The sequence below is a fragment of the Streptomyces cinnabarinus genome (genome assembly GCF_027270315.1).
GTDB lineage: Bacteria > Actinomycetota > Actinomycetes > Streptomycetales > Streptomycetaceae > Streptomyces > Streptomyces cinnabarinus.
Map to the genome: position 1 here is coordinate 3,152,878 of NZ_CP114413.1, position 15,899 is coordinate 3,168,776.

12 protein-coding genes are annotated in these 15,899 nt (G+C 71.3%); 1 reads left to right on the forward strand and 11 read right to left on the reverse strand.

Annotated elements, in window-relative coordinates:
- Positions 1-11 precede the first annotated feature (11 nt).
- Together STRCI_RS14210 and lepA are read right to left on the reverse strand one after the other, a co-directional pair.
- Entirely contained in the window at positions 12-1,886 is a 1,875-nt protein-coding gene (locus STRCI_RS14210; RefSeq protein WP_269659301.1) for an AMP-dependent synthetase/ligase, read from the reverse strand.
- Positions 1,887-2,136: 250 nt separating this feature from the next.
- Positions 2,137-4,005 (reverse strand): translation elongation factor 4, encoded by a 1,869-nt coding sequence (gene lepA / locus STRCI_RS14215; RefSeq protein ID WP_269659302.1) that lies wholly within the window; start codon positions 4,003-4,005, stop codon positions 2,137-2,139.
- 241 nt (positions 4,006-4,246) lie between these two features.
- On the opposite strand from lepA, the gene rpsT reads away from it, so the two are divergent.
- Positions 4,247-4,513 (forward strand): 30S ribosomal protein S20, encoded by a 267-nt coding sequence (gene rpsT / locus STRCI_RS14220; RefSeq protein WP_015660447.1) that lies wholly within the window; start codon positions 4,247-4,249, stop codon positions 4,511-4,513.
- A gap of 215 nt (positions 4,514-4,728) precedes the next feature.
- Here the strand turns inward: rpsT and STRCI_RS14225 are convergent, their stop codons facing one another.
- The 9 genes from STRCI_RS14225 to leuS all read right to left on the reverse strand — a co-directional run bounded on the left by STRCI_RS14225 (position 4,729) and on the right by leuS (position 15,829).
- Positions 4,729-5,124, reverse strand: coding sequence for a nuclear transport factor 2 family protein (locus tag STRCI_RS14225; RefSeq protein ID WP_269659303.1), 396 nt, complete (start codon positions 5,122-5,124; stop codon positions 4,729-4,731).
- Between the two features lie 237 nt (positions 5,125-5,361).
- Positions 5,362-6,348, reverse strand: coding sequence for a DNA polymerase III subunit delta (gene holA / locus STRCI_RS14230; protein WP_269659304.1), 987 nt, complete (start codon positions 6,346-6,348; stop codon positions 5,362-5,364).
- 41 nt (positions 6,349-6,389) lie between these two features.
- A complete protein-coding gene (locus STRCI_RS14235; RefSeq protein WP_269659305.1) occupies positions 6,390-6,635 on the reverse strand; it encodes a hypothetical protein in 246 nt (81 codons plus the stop codon).
- Positions 6,636-6,672: 37 nt separating this feature from the next.
- Entirely contained in the window at positions 6,673-7,500 is an 828-nt protein-coding gene (locus STRCI_RS14240) for an arylamine N-acetyltransferase family protein (RefSeq protein ID WP_269659306.1), read from the reverse strand.
- Between the two features lie 4 nt (positions 7,501-7,504).
- A complete protein-coding gene (locus STRCI_RS14245; RefSeq protein ID WP_269659307.1) occupies positions 7,505-9,973 on the reverse strand; it encodes a ComEC/Rec2 family competence protein in 2,469 nt (822 codons plus the stop codon).
- 41 nt (positions 9,974-10,014) lie between these two features.
- The gene (locus STRCI_RS14250; RefSeq protein WP_269659308.1) at positions 10,015-10,998 is read right to left on the reverse strand and encodes a ComEA family DNA-binding protein; all 984 of its coding nucleotides are present in this window, start codon (positions 10,996-10,998) and stop codon (positions 10,015-10,017) included.
- Positions 10,999-11,129: 131 nt separating this feature from the next.
- Positions 11,130-11,975 carry a DegV family protein gene (locus tag STRCI_RS14255; RefSeq protein WP_269659309.1) on the reverse strand — a complete coding sequence of 282 codons (846 nt, stop codon included), beginning with the start codon at positions 11,973-11,975 and terminating at the stop codon, positions 11,130-11,132.
- 71 nt (positions 11,976-12,046) lie between these two features.
- Entirely contained in the window at positions 12,047-12,820 is a 774-nt protein-coding gene (locus STRCI_RS14260; protein ID WP_269659310.1) for a hypothetical protein, read from the reverse strand.
- A 132-nt stretch (positions 12,821-12,952) separates the two neighbouring features.
- Positions 12,953-15,829, reverse strand: coding sequence for a leucine--tRNA ligase (gene leuS / locus STRCI_RS14265; RefSeq protein WP_269659311.1), 2,877 nt, complete (start codon positions 15,827-15,829; stop codon positions 12,953-12,955).
- Positions 15,830-15,899: the final 70 nt, after the last annotated feature.

Here is a 15,899-nt window from a genome sequence, read left to right on the forward strand (position 1 = left end):
CCTACATCCGACTACGCCTCACGCGAACCGGCGTACATCTCCTCAAGGAGATGCGCGTACTCCCGCTCGACAACCGGCCGCTTCAACTTCAGGCTCGGCGTGATCTCCCCGTGCTCCACATCGAGATCCCGCGGAAGCAGCCGGAACTTCTTGATGGTCTGCCACCGCTGAAGCCCCTCATTGAGCTGCTTCACATAACCGTCGACCATCGCGATGGTCTGCTCCGCGGCGACGACCTCCGCGTACGACTTCCCACCGAGCCCGTTGTCCGCGGCCCAGCCCATGATCGAGACCTCGTCCAGCGCGATGAGCGCCGCACAGAAGTTCCGGTCCGCGCCGTGCACCAGGATGTTCGACACGTACGGGCACACCGACTTGAAGGAGCCCTCGATCTCCGTCGGCGCGATGTACTTGCCGCCCGACGTCTTGAACAGGTCCTTCTTGCGGTCGGTGATCCGCAGATAGCCGTCGGGCGACAGCTCGCCGATGTCCCCGGTGTGGAACCAGCCGTCCGGCTCCAGCACCTCCGCCGTCTTCTCCGGCAGCCCGTGGTAGCCCTCCATGATGCCGGGCCCGCGCAGCAGGATCTCGCCGTCGTCGGCGATCCGGACCTCGCAGCCGGGCAGCGGCTTGCCGACCGTGCCGGTGCGGTACGCCTCGCCCGGGTTGACGAAGGACGCCGCCGAGGACTCGGTGAGGCCGTAGCCCTCCAGGATGTGGATACCGGCGCCGGCGAAGAAGTAGCCGATCTCCGGGGCCAGCGCGACCGAGCCGGAGACACAGGCCCGCAGCCGGCCGCCGAAGGCCTCCCGCAGCTTGGAGTAGACGAGCGCGTCGGCGACCTTGTGCTTGGCGCCGAGCCCGAAGGGGACGGACGCCGTGCCGGTGCGCCGGAAGTTGTCCTGGCTGGCCTTGGCGTACTCACGGGCCACCCCGGCGGCCCACTGGAAGATCTTGTACTTGGCGCCGCCGCCCGCGCGGGCCTTGGCGACGACCCCGTTGTAGACCTTCTCGAAGATCCGCGGCACGGCCGCCATGTACGTCGGCTGGACGACCGGAAGGTTCTCGATGATCTTGTCGACGCGGCCGTCGACGGCGGTGACGTGACCGACCTCGATCTGGCCGGAGGTGAGCACCTTGCCGAAGACGTGCGCCAGTGGCAGCCACAGGTACTGCACGTCCTCGGGGCCGACCAGACCGGTCGCGGCGATGGCCTTGGCCATGTACGACCAGTTGTCGTGCGGCAGGCGCACGCCCTTGGGGCGGCCGGTGGTGCCGGAGGTGTAGATCAGCGTGGCGAGCTGGTCCTTGGTGATGGCGCCGACCCGCTCCTTGATCAGGTCGGGGTCCTTCTCCAGGCGGGCGGCGCCGCGCTTCTCCAGCTCGTCCAGGGTGAGGATCCAGTCGGCGGTCTCCACGCCGGTCGGGTCGATCACCACGACATGGGTGAGGTCGGGCAGCTCGCCGCGCTTCTCGACCGCCTTGGCCAGCTGGGCCGCGTCCTCGGCGATCAGCACCCGGCTGTCGGAGTCGGAGAGGATGAACGCCGACTCGTCCGCGTTGGTCTGCGGATAGATCGTGGTGGTGGCCGCGCCCGCGCACATGATGCCGAGGTCGGAGAGGATCCACTCGAGCCGGGTGGAGGCGGCGAGGGCGACCCGCTGCTCGGGCGTCACGCCCAGTTCGATCAGGCCGGCGGCGATCGCGTAGACCCGCTCGGCGGCCTGGGCCCAGCTCAGCGACTTCCAGTCGTCCGGGCCCTCCCCGGCGGCGTTCGGCACCGGATAGCGATAGGCCTCGGCGTCCGGCGTGGCCGCCACGCGCTCCAGGAAGAGGGCCGCCACGCTCGGCGGACGGTTCTCGATCAAAGTCTGTGTGTCACTCACGACATCCTCCGGGGCCCGCGACAGTGCGGCTGGCTCAGGGTGCGGCTGGTTCACACTCGCGCCGTTGTTTAACTCGCGAGTAACTATCGAGCAGGGATCAGAGTAAAGGTCGACCGGCCGGGGCGTAAGAGTCCGCGCCCTGTCACTTCCTACAGAGACCTGCCCCCGACGTGCACAGGGGCCCGCCGCACTTTCGTACGACGGACCCCTGACTGCCCGTTTTGCCGGGCCGAGCTGCGGTAACCGGCGGTTACTTCTTGCCCTTGCCCGACCCCGCGCTGTCATCACTGCTCAGCACGGCGATGAAGGCTTCCTGCGGAACTTCCACGGAACCCACCATCTTCATCCGCTTCTTGCCTTCCTTCTGCTTCTCCAGCAGCTTCCGCTTACGGGAGATGTCACCGCCGTAGCACTTGGCGAGGACGTCCTTGCGGATGGCGCGGATCGTCTCGCGGGCGATGACCCGGGAGCCGATGGCCGCCTGGATCGGCACCTCGAAGGCCTGCCGCGGGATGAGCTCGCGCAGCTTGGCGACGAGCCGCACACCGTAGGCGTAGGCCGCGTCCTTGTGGGTGATCGCCGAGAAGGCGTCCACCTTGTCGCCGTGCAGCAGGATGTCGACCTTGACCAGGCTGGAGGTCTGCTCGCCGGTGGGCTCGTAGTCCAGGGAGGCGTAGCCGCGCGTCTTGGACTTCAGCTGGTCGAAGAAGTCGAAGACGATCTCCGCGAGCGGCAGGGTGTAGCGGATCTCCACCCGGTCCTCGGAGAGGTAGTCCATGCCGAGCAGGGTGCCGCGCCGGGTCTGGCACAGCTCCATGATCGAGCCGATGAACTCGGTGGGCGCGAGGATCGTGGCGCGTACGACCGGCTCGTAGACCTCGTTGATCTTGCCCTCGGGGAACTCGCTCGGGTTGGTGACGGTGTGCTCTGTGCCGTCCTCCATCACGACCCGGTAGACCACGTTGGGCGCGGTCGCGATCAGGTCGAGCCCGAACTCGCGCTCCAGCCGCTCACGGATCACGTCGAGGTGCAGGAGTCCCAGGAAGCCGACGCGGAAGCCGAAGCCGAGGGCGGCGGAGGTCTCCGGCTCGTAGACCAGCGCGGCGTCGTTGAGCTGGAGCTTGTCCAGGGCCTCGCGCAGCTCGGGGTAGTCGGAGCCGTCCAGCGGATACAGGCCGGAGAAGACCATGGGCTTGGGGTCCTTGTAGCCCCCGAGCGCCTGCGTGGCCCCCTTGTGCTGGCTGGTGACGGTGTCGCCCACCTTGGACTGGCGGACGTCCTTCACACCGGTGATCAGGTAGCCCACCTCGCCGACGCCGAGGCCGTCGGCGCTGAGCATCTCGGGCGAGTTGGTGCCGATCTCCAGCAGCTCGTGGGTCGCGCCCGTCGACATCATCTTGATGCGCTCGCGCTTGTTGAGCTGGCCGTCGATGACCCGGACGTAGGTCACGACACCGCGGTAGGAGTCATAGACCGAGTCGAAGATCATGGCGCGCGCGGGGGCGTCCTTGACGCCGACCGGGGCCGGGATCTCCTTGACCACCTTGTCCAGCAGCGCGTCGACGCCGACACCGGTCTTGGCGGAGACCCGCAGCACGTCCTGGGGGTCGCAGCCGACCAGGTTGGCGAGCTCCTCGGCGAACTTCTCGGGCTGCGCGGCCGGCAGGTCGATCTTGTTCAGCACGGGGATGATCGTGAGGTCGTTCTCCATCGCCAGGTAGAGGTTGGCGAGGGTCTGCGCCTCGATGCCCTGGGCGGCGTCCACCAGGAGGATGGTGCCCTCGCAGGCGGCGAGCGACCGGGAGACCTCATACGTGAAGTCGACGTGCCCCGGGGTGTCGATCATGTTGAGGATGTGCGTGTTGCCCGGGTCCGTGGTGGGCGCCCAGGGCAGACGCACGGCCTGGGACTTGATGGTGATGCCGCGCTCGCGCTCGATGTCCATGCGGTCGAGGTACTGAGCGCGCATCTGCCGCTGCTCGACCACACCGGTCAGCTGGAGCATCCGGTCGGCGAGCGTGGACTTGCCGTGGTCGATGTGCGCGATGATGCAGAAATTGCGGATCAGAGCCGGGTCGGTTCGGCTCGGCTCGGGCACATGGCTAGGGATCGCGGGCACGCAGGGTCCTGATTCTTGAGGTGTCCGCAGCCGTCTGCGGTCTCGGGTCGGAACGATCGGGTCTATACGTAGGCTCCATGGTCCCACGGGTGGCGACCGGAGACCGGTTTGGGCCGCCCGCGGGCCCGCTGGTAGTCTGGGTGGCTGTGTCTCATGCCCTCTCAGCGCGAGGCACACCCCAAGAAATCACCTGGCAGGGGTCCCTCGCGGTCCCGTGCCTGAACCTGAAAAGGCTCAATCAGTGGCGAACATCAAGTCCCAGATCAAGCGGATCAAGACCAACGAGAAGGCTCGGCTGCGCAACAAGGCCGTCAAGTCCTCCCTGAAGACCGCGATCCGCAAGGCCCGTGAGGCCGCTGCCGCGGGTGACGTGGAGAAGGCCACCGAGTACCAGCGCGCTGCCGCGCGTCAGCTCGACAAGGCCGTCTCCAAGGGCGTCATCCACAAGAACCAGGCCGCCAACAAGAAGTCGGCGCTTGCTTCGAAGGTCGCCTCCCTCAAGGGCTGAACCCCTTATCTGGTCTGATCGGATCCGGTACGCCGGATCCAGCGGCCGGTAGGACCCAGGGCGGGCCCTCTCTCATCCGCCCCCGACCGGCACCCTGAGCCTGTACGCGGCCTGCGTTCGCCACGCGGGTACGGGCTCGACATCGTGAACCGAAGGCCCCGGCGCCTCGCCCTTCCCCAGGGCGGGCACCGGGGCCTTCGGCGTGGGCGCCGCGGTCAGCTCCAGAACTCGTTGGCCCGGTCGATGTCCTCGACGCATTCATCGAGGTCGGTGGCCTTGTCCCCGACGATCCGGAAGATGATGCAGGCCTTCTCGTCGAGGTGCTTGCCGTTGCGGTCGGCGGTGAACCGGTGCATGGCCACGACATGGCCCCGGCCGTCGACCATCATGGACATCAGCTCGGCCCGCATGGTGCCCTTGGTCTCCTCGGCGAGGCGGCCGTACATCGCGATGATCGCGTCCTGCCCCTTGTGGTCACCCGAGAGCGGGTGGTCACCCGGTACGTGCTGCGTACAGTCCGACGTCATCAGTCCGCGCAGGGTTTCCATGTCGCCGCGCGAGAACGCCTCGTAGCCCTTGCGGACGAGCTGTGCGTGGGGGTGTTCAGCCATGGTTACCGCCACCTTTCGTGTTCCGGCGGATGGGCGGCTGACAGGCACAATTCTGCTCCGCGGGCTGGGGATCGGCCTGGGGAGTTTGGCTGAGCGCCGCCGCGCAGGGGGTGCCGCGCTGTGTCGTCGGGCGGCAGCGGGAGCGTCGTGGCTGGGCGCGCCCACGCGGCAGAGCCGCATATCGATACAGCCCCGCGCCCCTGAGGGGAGGGCCTGCGGCCCCCTCCCCTCCCCCCGTCAGCGGCCTCTGGAGCGGGCCGCCCTCGCGATCGTGACGACCGCCTTCTCCAGGGCGTACTCGGGATCGTCCCCGCCGCCCTTGACTCCGGCGTCGGCCTCGGCGACGGCGCGCAGGGCGAGGGCGACGCCGTCAGGGGTCCAGCCGCGCATCTGCTGGCGTACCCGGTCGATCTTCCAGGGCGGCATGCCCAGCTCACGGGCGAGATCGGCGGGACGCCCACCGCGCGCGGAGGACAGCTTGCCGATGGCCCGGACGCCCTGTGCCAGGGCGCTGGTGATCAGGACGGGCGCCACGCCCGTGGCCAGCGACCAGCGCAACGCCTCCAGCGCCTCCGCGGCCCGCCCCTCGACGGCCCGGTCGGCGACGGTGAAGCTGGAGGCCTCGGCCCGCCCGGTGTAGTACCGCCCGACCACGGCCTCGTCGATGGTCCCCTCGACATCGGCGACCAGCTGCGACACGGCGGACGCCAGCTCCCGCAGATCGCTGCCGATGGCGTCGACCAGCGTCTGGCACGCCTCGGGCGTGGCGGACCGGCCGGTGGCCCGGAACTCCTGCCGCACGAACGCCAGCCGATCCGCGGGCTTGGTCATCTTGGGGCAGGCGACCTCCCGGGCCCCGGCCTTCCGGGCGGCGTCGAGCAGCCCCTTGCCCTTGACCCCACCGGCGTGGAGCAGCACGAGGGTGATCTCCTCGGCGGGCGCCGTGAGATACGCCTTGACGTCCTTGACGGTGTCGGCGGACAGATCCTGGGCGTTGCGCACGACGACGACCTTGCGCTCGGCGAAGAGCGAGGGACTGGTCAGCTCGGCGAGGGTCCCCGGCTGCACCTGCTCGGAACTCAGATCCCGCACGTCGGTATCGGCATCAGCCGCCTTGGCGGCCCGCACAACCTCCTGCACAGCCCGGTCGAGCAACAACTCCTCCTGCCCCACGGCAAGAGTCACGGGGGCGAGCAGGTCATCAGCAGCAGTCTTCTTGGCCATCGGGACAAGGATGGCACGGGGGACTGACAGGCCGGGCAGCCCTACGGCTCCTCCCGCCACCCCTCCCACTCCCCCGCGAACGCGTCCAGCTCCGCGGGATCAAGCACCCCGCCCTCGTCCCGCAGCACCACCAGCCACTGCGCGTCCTCCGCGTCGTCCTCCCCCGCCAGCGCGTCCCGCACCACCCGAGGCTCCTCGGCCACCCCGAACCGCTCCCCGAGCGCCGCCACGACCTCCTCGGCCGCGTCACGATCAGGCAGCACCAGCACATGTCTCACATCACTCACACGGCCATTCTCCAGCCGCGCCGACCTCGACCACCGCTCACCCCTTCCGCACCACCGGCACCCGCTCCAGCTCGATCCCGAACCGCTCCCGATACGCCGTCAGCACCTCCTCGTCCGTCGCGAGGTGCCGCTCCACCTTCACCCCGTCCGCCCCCGTCGTCTTCAGCGTCCGCCCGCTCAACGTGATCCGCCCCCCGTCCTCCGTCACCCGCGTACACACCAGCGACTGAGTGAAGTGCGAGGTGGGCGACGTGCACTGCCACCACGCCCCGGTGACGAAGTCACCCAGCACCCGGGGCCGCGTCTCCAGCCGGTACTCCGGCCTGCCGTTCATCACGACGTCCAGGTCCGCCGCCTCCGGCACCCGGTACCCGCCGCGCGCCCCCGCCGCGTCCGGCCCCGCCTCCACGATCCGGAACACACCCGCGGGATCCTCCTGCTCCCCCCGCGCCTCCAGCGCGAGCGGATAGTGGCTGTGCGCCCCGAACCCGACGTCGGCCAGCCACTCGCCCCCGTCGACCGTCCGCACCCGCAGCGCGAGATGGTCGTACGGGATCCCCAGCCGCCCCTCGCGGTCGTACACCCGCCCCGCCAGCAGCGCGACCTCGTACCCCAGCGCCGCCAGCAACGCCCCGAACGCGCCGTTCAGTTCGTAACAGAACCCTCCCCTCCGCGCGTCCACCAGCTTGTCCAGCAGCCGCTTCTCCTCCAGCACGATCTCCTCGCCGAGGTGGATCGAGAGGTTCTCGAAGGGCACGGTCTGCAAGTGGCGCACATGCAGCTCGCGCAGGACATCGACAGTGGGCCACGCCGGATGCTTCACACCGAGCCGGCTCAGATAGGCGTCAACCTGTGCGGAATTCATGACCTCAGTCTCCCGTGACTCGCAGCTCTCTGCCGTCGCCCACCACCGCCAGCGCCCCGTCCACGTCCGTCCGCAGCACCGCCGCACCCCGCGCCCGCAGCGCCGCGACCGTGCCGGGAGCCGGATGGCCATAGCCGTTGTCCTCGCCCGCCGAGATCAACGCCACCCGCGGAGCCGCCGTCCGCAGGAGGTCGGGGTCCTGGTACGCCGACCCGTGATGGGCCACCTTCAGCACATCCACCCCGGCCGAGAGAGCGCCCGCCGGCGATCTCAACAGGGCTCGCTGAGCGGGGGGTTCAAGGTCCCCGAGCAGCAGGATCCGTAGCCCGGCCACCTCCGCGAGCAACGTGACACTCGCGTCGTTCGGCCCCTCCGGTCCCGGCGCCGGAGCGGGCGGCGGCCACAGCACCCGCCAGGACAGCTTCCCGGTCCGCCGGTGTTCCCCGGTCACCGCCCGCGTCACCGGCACCCCTCGCGCCGCGGCCTCCCGGCGGACGAACTCCGCCTGCTCCACCGGCTCCTCGTACCCGGTGGTCTCGATCTCCCCCACGGCCCGGCCGCGCAGCACCCCCGGCAGGCCCGCCACATGGTCGGCGTGGAAGTGGGTCAGGACGATCAGGGGGATCCGTGTGATGCCCAGTCCGCGCAGACAGTGGTCGACGAGCTCCGGATCGGGCCCGGTGTCCACCACCACGCCCGCGCCCTCACCCGCCGCCAGCACCACCGCGTCCCCCTGCCCCACATCGCACATGACCAGCCGCCACCCCGGCGGCGGCCAACCGCCGATCACCCGCACCAGCGGGGGCGGCTGCACCACGGCCAGCACCAGCAGCACCGCCCCTGCCCCGCACCACCAGGGGTTCCGCCACAGCCGCCGCCCGACCATCAGCCCGGCCACCGTGACGAGGAGGAGCAGTCCCGCCCCGGCCCAGCTGCCCGGCCAGTCGATCCCCGCGCCGGGCAGCGCCGCCCCGGTCCGCGCGATGTCCGCGATCCACCCGGCGGGCCAACTCGCGCACCACGCCAACGCCTTGGCCACCGGCATCGCCACCGGCGCCACCGCCAGCGCCGCGAACCCGAGCACAGTGGCCGGGGCCACCGCGAACTCGGCCAGCAGATTGCACGGCACCGCCACCAGGCTCACCCGCGCCGACAGCACCGCCACCACCGGCGCACACACCACCTGCGCCGCCGCAGCGGCCGCCACCGCCTCCGCCCACCGCGGACCGACCCCGCGCCGCCGCAACGCGGCACTCCAGCGCGGCGCCAGCAGCAACAGCGCCCCCGTGGCCAGCACCGACAGCAGGAACCCGTAACTGCGGGCCAGCCACGGGTCGAACAGCACCAGCAGCAGCACGGCCGTCGCCAGCGCGGGCAACAGGGACCGGCGGCGCCCGGTCGCCAGGGCCAGCAGCACCACGGCACCGCAGGCCGCGGCCCGCAGCACACTCGGGTCCGGTCTGCATACGACGACGAAGGCGAGCGTGAGGGCCCCGCCGCACAGCGCGGTCGTGCGCAGCGACAGCCCGAGCCGCGGCGCAAGACCCCGGCGCTCGGCGAGCTGGGCTGTGCCCGGCGGTCCGATGAGCAGCACCAGGATGATCGTGAGGTTGCTTCCGGAGACCGCGAGCGTGTGCGCGAGGTCGGTCTCCTTGAACGCCTCGTCCAGCTCCGGGGTGATCCGCGAGGTGTCCCCGACGACCAGCCCCGGCAACAGCGCCCGCGCGTCCGCCGGAAGCCCGTCGGTCGCCTCCCGCAGCCCGGCGCGCAACCGCCCCGCGAACCGCTGCGCCGCCGACGCCGGTGCCACGACCTCCGGCGCCGCCTCGCCGCGCACCCGCAGCACCCCCGCGACCCGGTCCCCACCGGTCAGCGCGGGCGCGAGCCGCGCGCTCACCCGCAGTCGGGTGGACGGCAGCAACCCGAGCCACGGCGACCCTCGGGCCCCCCGCACCACCAGCAGCACCGGCGCCCGTGTCACCACCGCCGGTCCCCCGCCGACCGTCACCCGCCGCACCTCGGCGTCGATCAGCACGGCCGTCTGCGTCGTCCGGTCCCCGCTGACCCGGGGCCGGGTGAGCCGGGGATCGGAGGTGAGCTCGACCTCGGCGGTGACGTAGGCGTACTCACGCGCCAGCTCGGGCACCGGTCCACGCCGCAGATCGGCACCGTGCAGCCCGGCCGCGGCGGCGGCCGCGGCGACGCAGAGCAGGACGGCGGCGACCGACACCCGCGGCCACGCGAGCCGCCGTGCCCCCAGCAGGACGACCGCCGGTCCCAGAGTCACGGCCACCACCCCGACCGCCCACCCGCCCGGTGCGGTCAGCAGCAGCGCCGCCGTCACCCAGGCCGCGAGCGCCGGCGGTACGAGCCTCAGGTCCGTCGGACCCTCCTGACGCGGATGGGACGCACCGAGCCGACTACCGGAGGCCGCGTGCACCTCGGGACGTACGGCCCCAGGGGCGCTCGTCATGGCCGGACGAGTCATGGCCGTACGAGTGATCGCAGGACGAGTCATGGCCGTACGAGATTCCGCAGATCGGCGAAGCGGCGCTCGCCGATGCCATTGACCTCGCGCAGCTCCTCCACCGAGCGGAAGCCGCCGCTCTGGGTGCGGTGGTCGATGATGTGCTGCGCCAGGACCGGGCCGACCCCCGGCAGGGTGTCGAGCTGTTCCAGGGTGGCCGTGTTGAGGGGGACGGGGGCCGTCGGTGCCGCTCCGGCCGCCGCGCCCGGCACCGGGGCGCCGCCCTGCACCGGCGCGGGCTCGCCCACGACGACCTGCTCGCCGTCTACGAGGAACCGCGCCCGGTTGAGCCCTTCCGTACTGGTCCCCGGACGCACCCCGCCCGCCGCCCGCAGCGCGTCATCCACCCGGGACCCGGCGGGCAGCCGATGGATGCCCGGCTCCCGCACCTTCCCACCGACGTCCACCACGATCTCGGGCGCCGCGGAGGTCCCGGGAGACGCGTCCGCCACGCCGACCACGGGCTCGGAGCGGCCCTCGCCGTAGACCCCCGACTGCCCCGACTGCCCCGCCCGAACCACCTCAGGCGCCCGCACCCCCTGCGTCCGCCCGCTCCAGAAATGCTGCGCGGCGAACCCCGCCGCCACGACGAGCACCACCGCGAGCGCGACCACGCTCCGCCGCTCCAGCCCACAGCGGGCCTGCACCCACAGGGGCAGCCGCTCCCGCAGCGCGAGCCCCGCCCGCTCACGCCAGTCGCCCGGAGCCTCGGCCAAGGGCGTCTCCGGACCGGCGTCCTCCTCCCGCGGCGGCCCGTTGCCCGACTCCCGTTCGAGCACGCCCCGGTCCCCGAAGAGCACCTCCGCGCGCCGACGGATCTCCTCGCCCGCGGCAGGTCGGTGCCGGACCCGGCCGCCACGCGGATACGGGCGCCGGTGACGGGTCCGGACATCGGAGCGGGGACCGCGCCCCGGCCCACTGGCGGCGCCGCCTGCGCGAAGGCGTGTACGTGTGCTTGATCGAAGTGCCATACGACGAGGATGGGACACCTCGACGACCCGCGATGATCTTGCTCAATTCCCGGGGAGAGTCCACCGGTTGTGGATAACCCCGTCACCCGAAGGGGCTCATCAAGCGCTCATCGAACCGCTCACCGAAGGGCTCACCGAGGCGAGACCACAACCCCCAGCAACCCGGGCCCGGTATGCGCCCCGATCACCGCCCCCACCTCGCTCACATGCAGATCCGCCAGCCCCCGCACCCGCGCCCGCAGCCGGTCCGCCAGCGCCGACGCCCGGTCCGGGGCAGCGAGATGGTGCACGGCGATGTCGACCTGCGCGGCGCCGGCCCGGTCCGCCGCGATCTCCTCCAGACGGGCGATGGCCTTGGACGCCGTCCGCACCTTCTCCAGGGGCTCGATCCGGCCACCGTTGAGCTGGAGCAGCGGCTTCACCGCGAGCGCCGAGCCGAGCAGCGCCTGGGCCGCCCCGATCCGGCCGCCCCGGCGCAGATAGTCGAGGGTGTCGACGTAGAAGTAGCCGGAGGTGCCCGCGGCCCGCTTCTCCGCCGCCGTGACCGCCTCGTCGGCCGTGCCGCCCGTCTCCGCGACCTCCGCCGCGGCGAGCGCGCAGAAGCCGAGGGCCATCGCGACCATCCCGGTGTCCACCACCCGCACCGGCACCGGCGCCTCCCGCGCGGCGAGCACGGCCGCGTCGTAGGTGCCGGACAGCTCGGCGGAGAGGTGCAGCGAGACGATGCCGGTGGCGCCGGACTCGGCGACCCGGCGGTAGGTCTCGGCGAACTGCTCGGGGCTGGGGCGGGAGGTGGTGACAGGGCGCCGCTTCTGCAAAGCCTGGGCCAGGGAGCGGGTCGAGATCTCGGTGCCCTCTTCGAGCACCTGGTCACCGATGACCACGGTCAGGGGTACCGCTGTGATGCCGTGACGCTCCATCGTCCGCGGCGGCAGGTAGGCCGTTGAATCGGTGACGATCGCGACATGGCGGGACATGAGCTGGAGGTTACCTGGCGTAGCGCCCTGGCGGCAGCCCGGGCCCTGTCACCTGGGCGGCCGTGGCCGGATCAAGTGGTGCTCTCGGGGCGGGGCTTCTTCTGCCAGGGGTAGGCAGGGCGCGGGTCCGGCGGGGTGATGGCGGGCCTCGTCGGCTCCTCGGCCGTCCGCCGCTGCGGGGTGTCCGGCCAGGTCTGCTGGGCGGCGGGCGCGTCGGCGACCGGCGCCTCGGGCCACGGCGGAGGCGGGGCGGCGGGCGTCCCCTCGGCGGACCCGGTCGTCCCGGCAGCCGCGGTGGGCTCGGTCGTCCAGTGCCGCAGGGCACCGGCCTCCACGTCGATCTGCGCGCTCAGCGAGTCCAGGTCGTCGTCGGCGAACCGGCGGGCCCGGTCGCGGGCCGCCCAGCGCAGGGAGTCCGCCGAAGCAACGATGCGCTCGGTGCGCTCCCGCAGGCCCGGGAGCCGCTCGACGAGGGTCGAGCGGTCCGGCTCGCTCTCCAGGCGCCGCAGCTCGTCGTCGAGTTCATGGCCGTGCGCGCTGAGCCGCTCGAAGAGGCCGAGGGACTCCTTGAGGGACTCGTCCTCGGCCACGCCCGCGTGCAGCGCGTCCTGGGTGGCGCGCATCGAGGTGCGCAGCTTCAGCCGCAGCTGGGCCAGTTCGCCCACCGGGCCCGGCTGGGCGAAGGACTTGGCGCGCAGGGTGTGGTCCTCCACCGTGCGGCGGGCCTGTGTGAGGGTGCGGTCCGCGGCGCGCTTGGCGGCGCCGACCGCCTTCACGGTGGCGTAGACGCCGAGCACCACGAGGAGCACGAAGAGCAGGGCCACGACTGCGATCACTGCTTCCACGACGCTCCTCCTCGGTCCCACGACGGCACTCGCCGCGCTGCTCTCCACGGTAAACGCAGCGAGCAGGCCCGGAGTTCCGGAAGAACCCCGAACCTGCCCGTAGGGGACCACCCGGAGGCGGCACCCGGCGGCTTACGCCGTAACGATGTTCACCAGCTTCGGCGCCCGCACGATGACCTTCCGGATCCCCGCGCCGTCCAGCGCCGCCACGACCTTGTCGTCACCCAGCGCGACCTTCTCCAGCTCCTCCTCGGAGATGGCCGGCGAGACCTCCAGACGGGCCTTGACCTTGCCCTTGATCTGGACGACACAGGTCACCGTCTCGTCGACGACATACGCCGGGTCGGCGACCGGGAAGTCCTGGTGCACCACCGAGTCCTCGTGCCCCAGCCTGCGCCACAGCTCCTCGGCGATGTGCGGGGCCAGCGGAGCGACCAGCAGCACCAGCGCCTCGGCGACCGTACGCGGAACCGCGCCGCCCGCCTTGGTCAGGTGGTTGTTCAGCTCGGTCACCTTGGCGATGGCGGTGTTGAACCGCATGCCTTCCAGGTCCCCGCGCACCCCGTCGATCGCCTTGTGCAGCGCCCGCAGCGTGTCCTCGTCGGCCTCGCCGTCGACGACGGTCACCGCGCCGCTCGCCTCGTCGACGACGTTGCGCCACAGCCGCTGCAGCAGCCGGAACTGGCCCACCACCGCGCGGGTGTCCCACGGCCGGGAGACGTCCAGCGGGCCCATCGCCATCTCGTACAGGCGCAGCGTGTCCGCGCCGTACTCCGCGCAGATCTCGTCCGGAGTGACCGCGTTCTTCAGGGACTTGCCCATCTTGCCCAGCAGCCGGGAGACCTTCTCGCCCTGGTAGTAGTACGCGCCCTCGCGCTCCTCCACCTCGGCGGCCGGCACCGCGATGCCCCGGCTGTCGCGGTAGACGTAGGCCTGGATCATGCCCTGGTTGAACAGCTTGTGGAACGGCTCCGCCGAGGAGACGTGCCCCAGGTCGAACAGGACCTTGGACCAGAAGCGGGCGTACAGCAGGTGCAGCACGGCGTGCTCGGCGCCGCCGACGTACAGGTCGACACCGCCGTGCGGCATGCCCTCGCGCGGGCCCATCCAGTACCGCTCGGTCTCCGGGTCGACCAGCTTCTCGGAGTTGTGCGGGTCCAGGTAGCGCAGCTCGTACCAGCAGGAACCGGCCCAGTTGGGCATGGTGTTGGTCTCGCGGCGGTACTTGCGCGGGCCACGGCCGTCGCCCAGGTCCAGGGTGACGTTCACCCACTCCTCGTTGCGCGACAGCGGCGTCTCGGGCTGGGTGTCGGCGTCGTCCGGGTCGAAGGTGCGCGGGGAGTAGTCCTCGACCTCGGGCAGCTCCAGCGGCAGCATCGACTCCGGCAGGGAGTGTGCGGTGCCGTCCTCGTCGTAGACGATCGGGAAGGGCTCGCCCCAGTAGCGCTGGCGGCTGAACAGCCAGTCGCGCAGCCGGAAGTTGACGGTGCCCTCGCCGGTGCCGGTGCGCTCCAGCCACTCGGTGATGCGCGCCTTGGCCTCGGCGACGCCCAGGCCGTCCAGGGAGACGCCCTCACCGGTGGAGTTGATGATCTTCGCGTCGTAGGAGGCGAAGGCGTCCTCCCAGGTCGAGGTGTCCGTGCCACGGCCGTCGGTCGGCTCGACGATGCAGACGATCGGCAGCTCGAAGGCGCGCGCGAACTCGAAGTCACGCTGGTCGCCGGCCGGTACGGCCATGATCGCGCCGGTGCCGTAGCCCATCAGGACATAGTCGGCGATGAAGACCGGGACCTGCTCGCCGTTGACCGGGTTGGTGGCGTACGCGCCGATGAAGACGCCGGTCTTGTCCTTGGCCTCGGCCTGGCGCTCGACGTCGGACTTCGAGGCGGCCTGGGCGCGGTAGGCGGCGACGGCCTCGGCCGGGGTGGCGTGACCGCCGGTCCACACGTCGTGGGTGCCCTCGGGCCAGGCGGCCGGGGTGAACTTCTCGACCAGCGGGTGCTCGGGGGCCAGCACCATGTAGCTCGCGCCGAACAGGGTGTCGGGGCGGGTGGTGAAGACGGTGATGCGCTCGCCGTCGATCGGGAAGTCGACGCGGGCGCCCTCGGAGCGGCCGATCCAGTTGCGCTGCTGCAGCTTGATGGCCTCGGGCCAGTCCAGCGCGTCCAGGTCGTCCAGCAGCCGGTCGGCGTAGGCCGTGATGCGCATGTTCCACTGGCGCAGCTTGGCCTTGAAGACGGGGAAGTTGCCGCGCTCGGAGCGGCCCTCGGCGGTGACCTCCTCGTTGGCCAGCACGGTGCCCAGGCCGGGGCACCAGTTGACCGGCGCCTCGGAGGCGTAGGCCAGGCGGTACTCGCCCAGGACGTCGGCGCGCTCGGCGGCGGTCAGCTCGTTCCAGGAGCGCTCGCCGCGCACCCCGCGCTCACCGCTGTCGAACTGGGCGATCAGCTCGGAGATCGGGCGGGCCTTCTTCGCCTCGTCGTCGTACCAGGAGTTGAAGATCCGCAGGAAGATCCACTGGGTCCACTTGTAGTAGTCGGGATCGATCGTGGCGAACGAGCGGCGCTTGTCGTGGCCCAGGCCCAGGCGGCGCAGCTGCGCCTTCATGTTCTCGATGTTCGCCTCGGTCGACACGCGCGGGTGCGTGCCGGTCTGCACCGCGTACTGCTCGGCGGGCAGGCCGAAGGCGTCGAAGCCCAGGGTGTGCAGGACGTTGTGGCCGGTCATCCGCTGGAACCGGGCGGATACATCGGTGGCGATGTAGCCCAGGGGGTGGCCGACGTGCAGGCCCGCACCGGAGGGGTACGGGAACATGTCCATGATGAACTTCTTGGGCCGGGCGACCAGTGCGGGGTCGCCCGCCAGGTCACCGCTCGGGTTCGGCGCCTCATAGGTGCCCTCGGCGTCCCAGAAGTCCTGCCAGCGTGCCTCGATCTCCGCGGCCATGGCGGCCGTGTAGCGGTGCGGCGCGGCCACCTCAGCAGCGGCAGCGGGGTTCGTCTCGCTCATGATCCTCAAAGCTCCATCGATCGTCTCTGCCAGCGGCTGACGTCCAAGAAACGAAAAATCCCCTCGCACA

Coding starts and splice junctions, on each gene's coding strand:
- STRCI_RS14225 (WP_269659303.1), bottom strand. CDS start 5,124: ATGGCTGAACACCCCCACGCACAGCTCGTCCGCAAGGGCTACGAGGCG.
- holA (WP_269659304.1), bottom strand. CDS start 6,348: ATGGCCAAGAAGACTGCTGCTGATGACCTGCTCGCCCCCGTGACTCTT.
- STRCI_RS14240 (WP_269659306.1), bottom strand. CDS start 7,500: ATGAATTCCGCACAGGTTGACGCCTATCTGAGCCGGCTCGGTGTGAAG.
- STRCI_RS14245 (WP_269659307.1), bottom strand. CDS start 9,973: ATGACGAGCGCCCCTGGGGCCGTACGTCCCGAGGTGCACGCGGCCTCC.
- STRCI_RS14250 (WP_269659308.1), bottom strand. CDS start 10,998: ATGGCACTTCGATCAAGCACACGTACACGCCTTCGCGCAGGCGGCGCC.
- STRCI_RS14255 (WP_269659309.1), bottom strand. CDS start 11,975: ATGTCCCGCCATGTCGCGATCGTCACCGATTCAACGGCCTACCTGCCG.
- leuS (WP_269659311.1), bottom strand. CDS start 15,829: ATGAGCGAGACGAACCCCGCTGCCGCTGCTGAGGTGGCCGCGCCGCAC.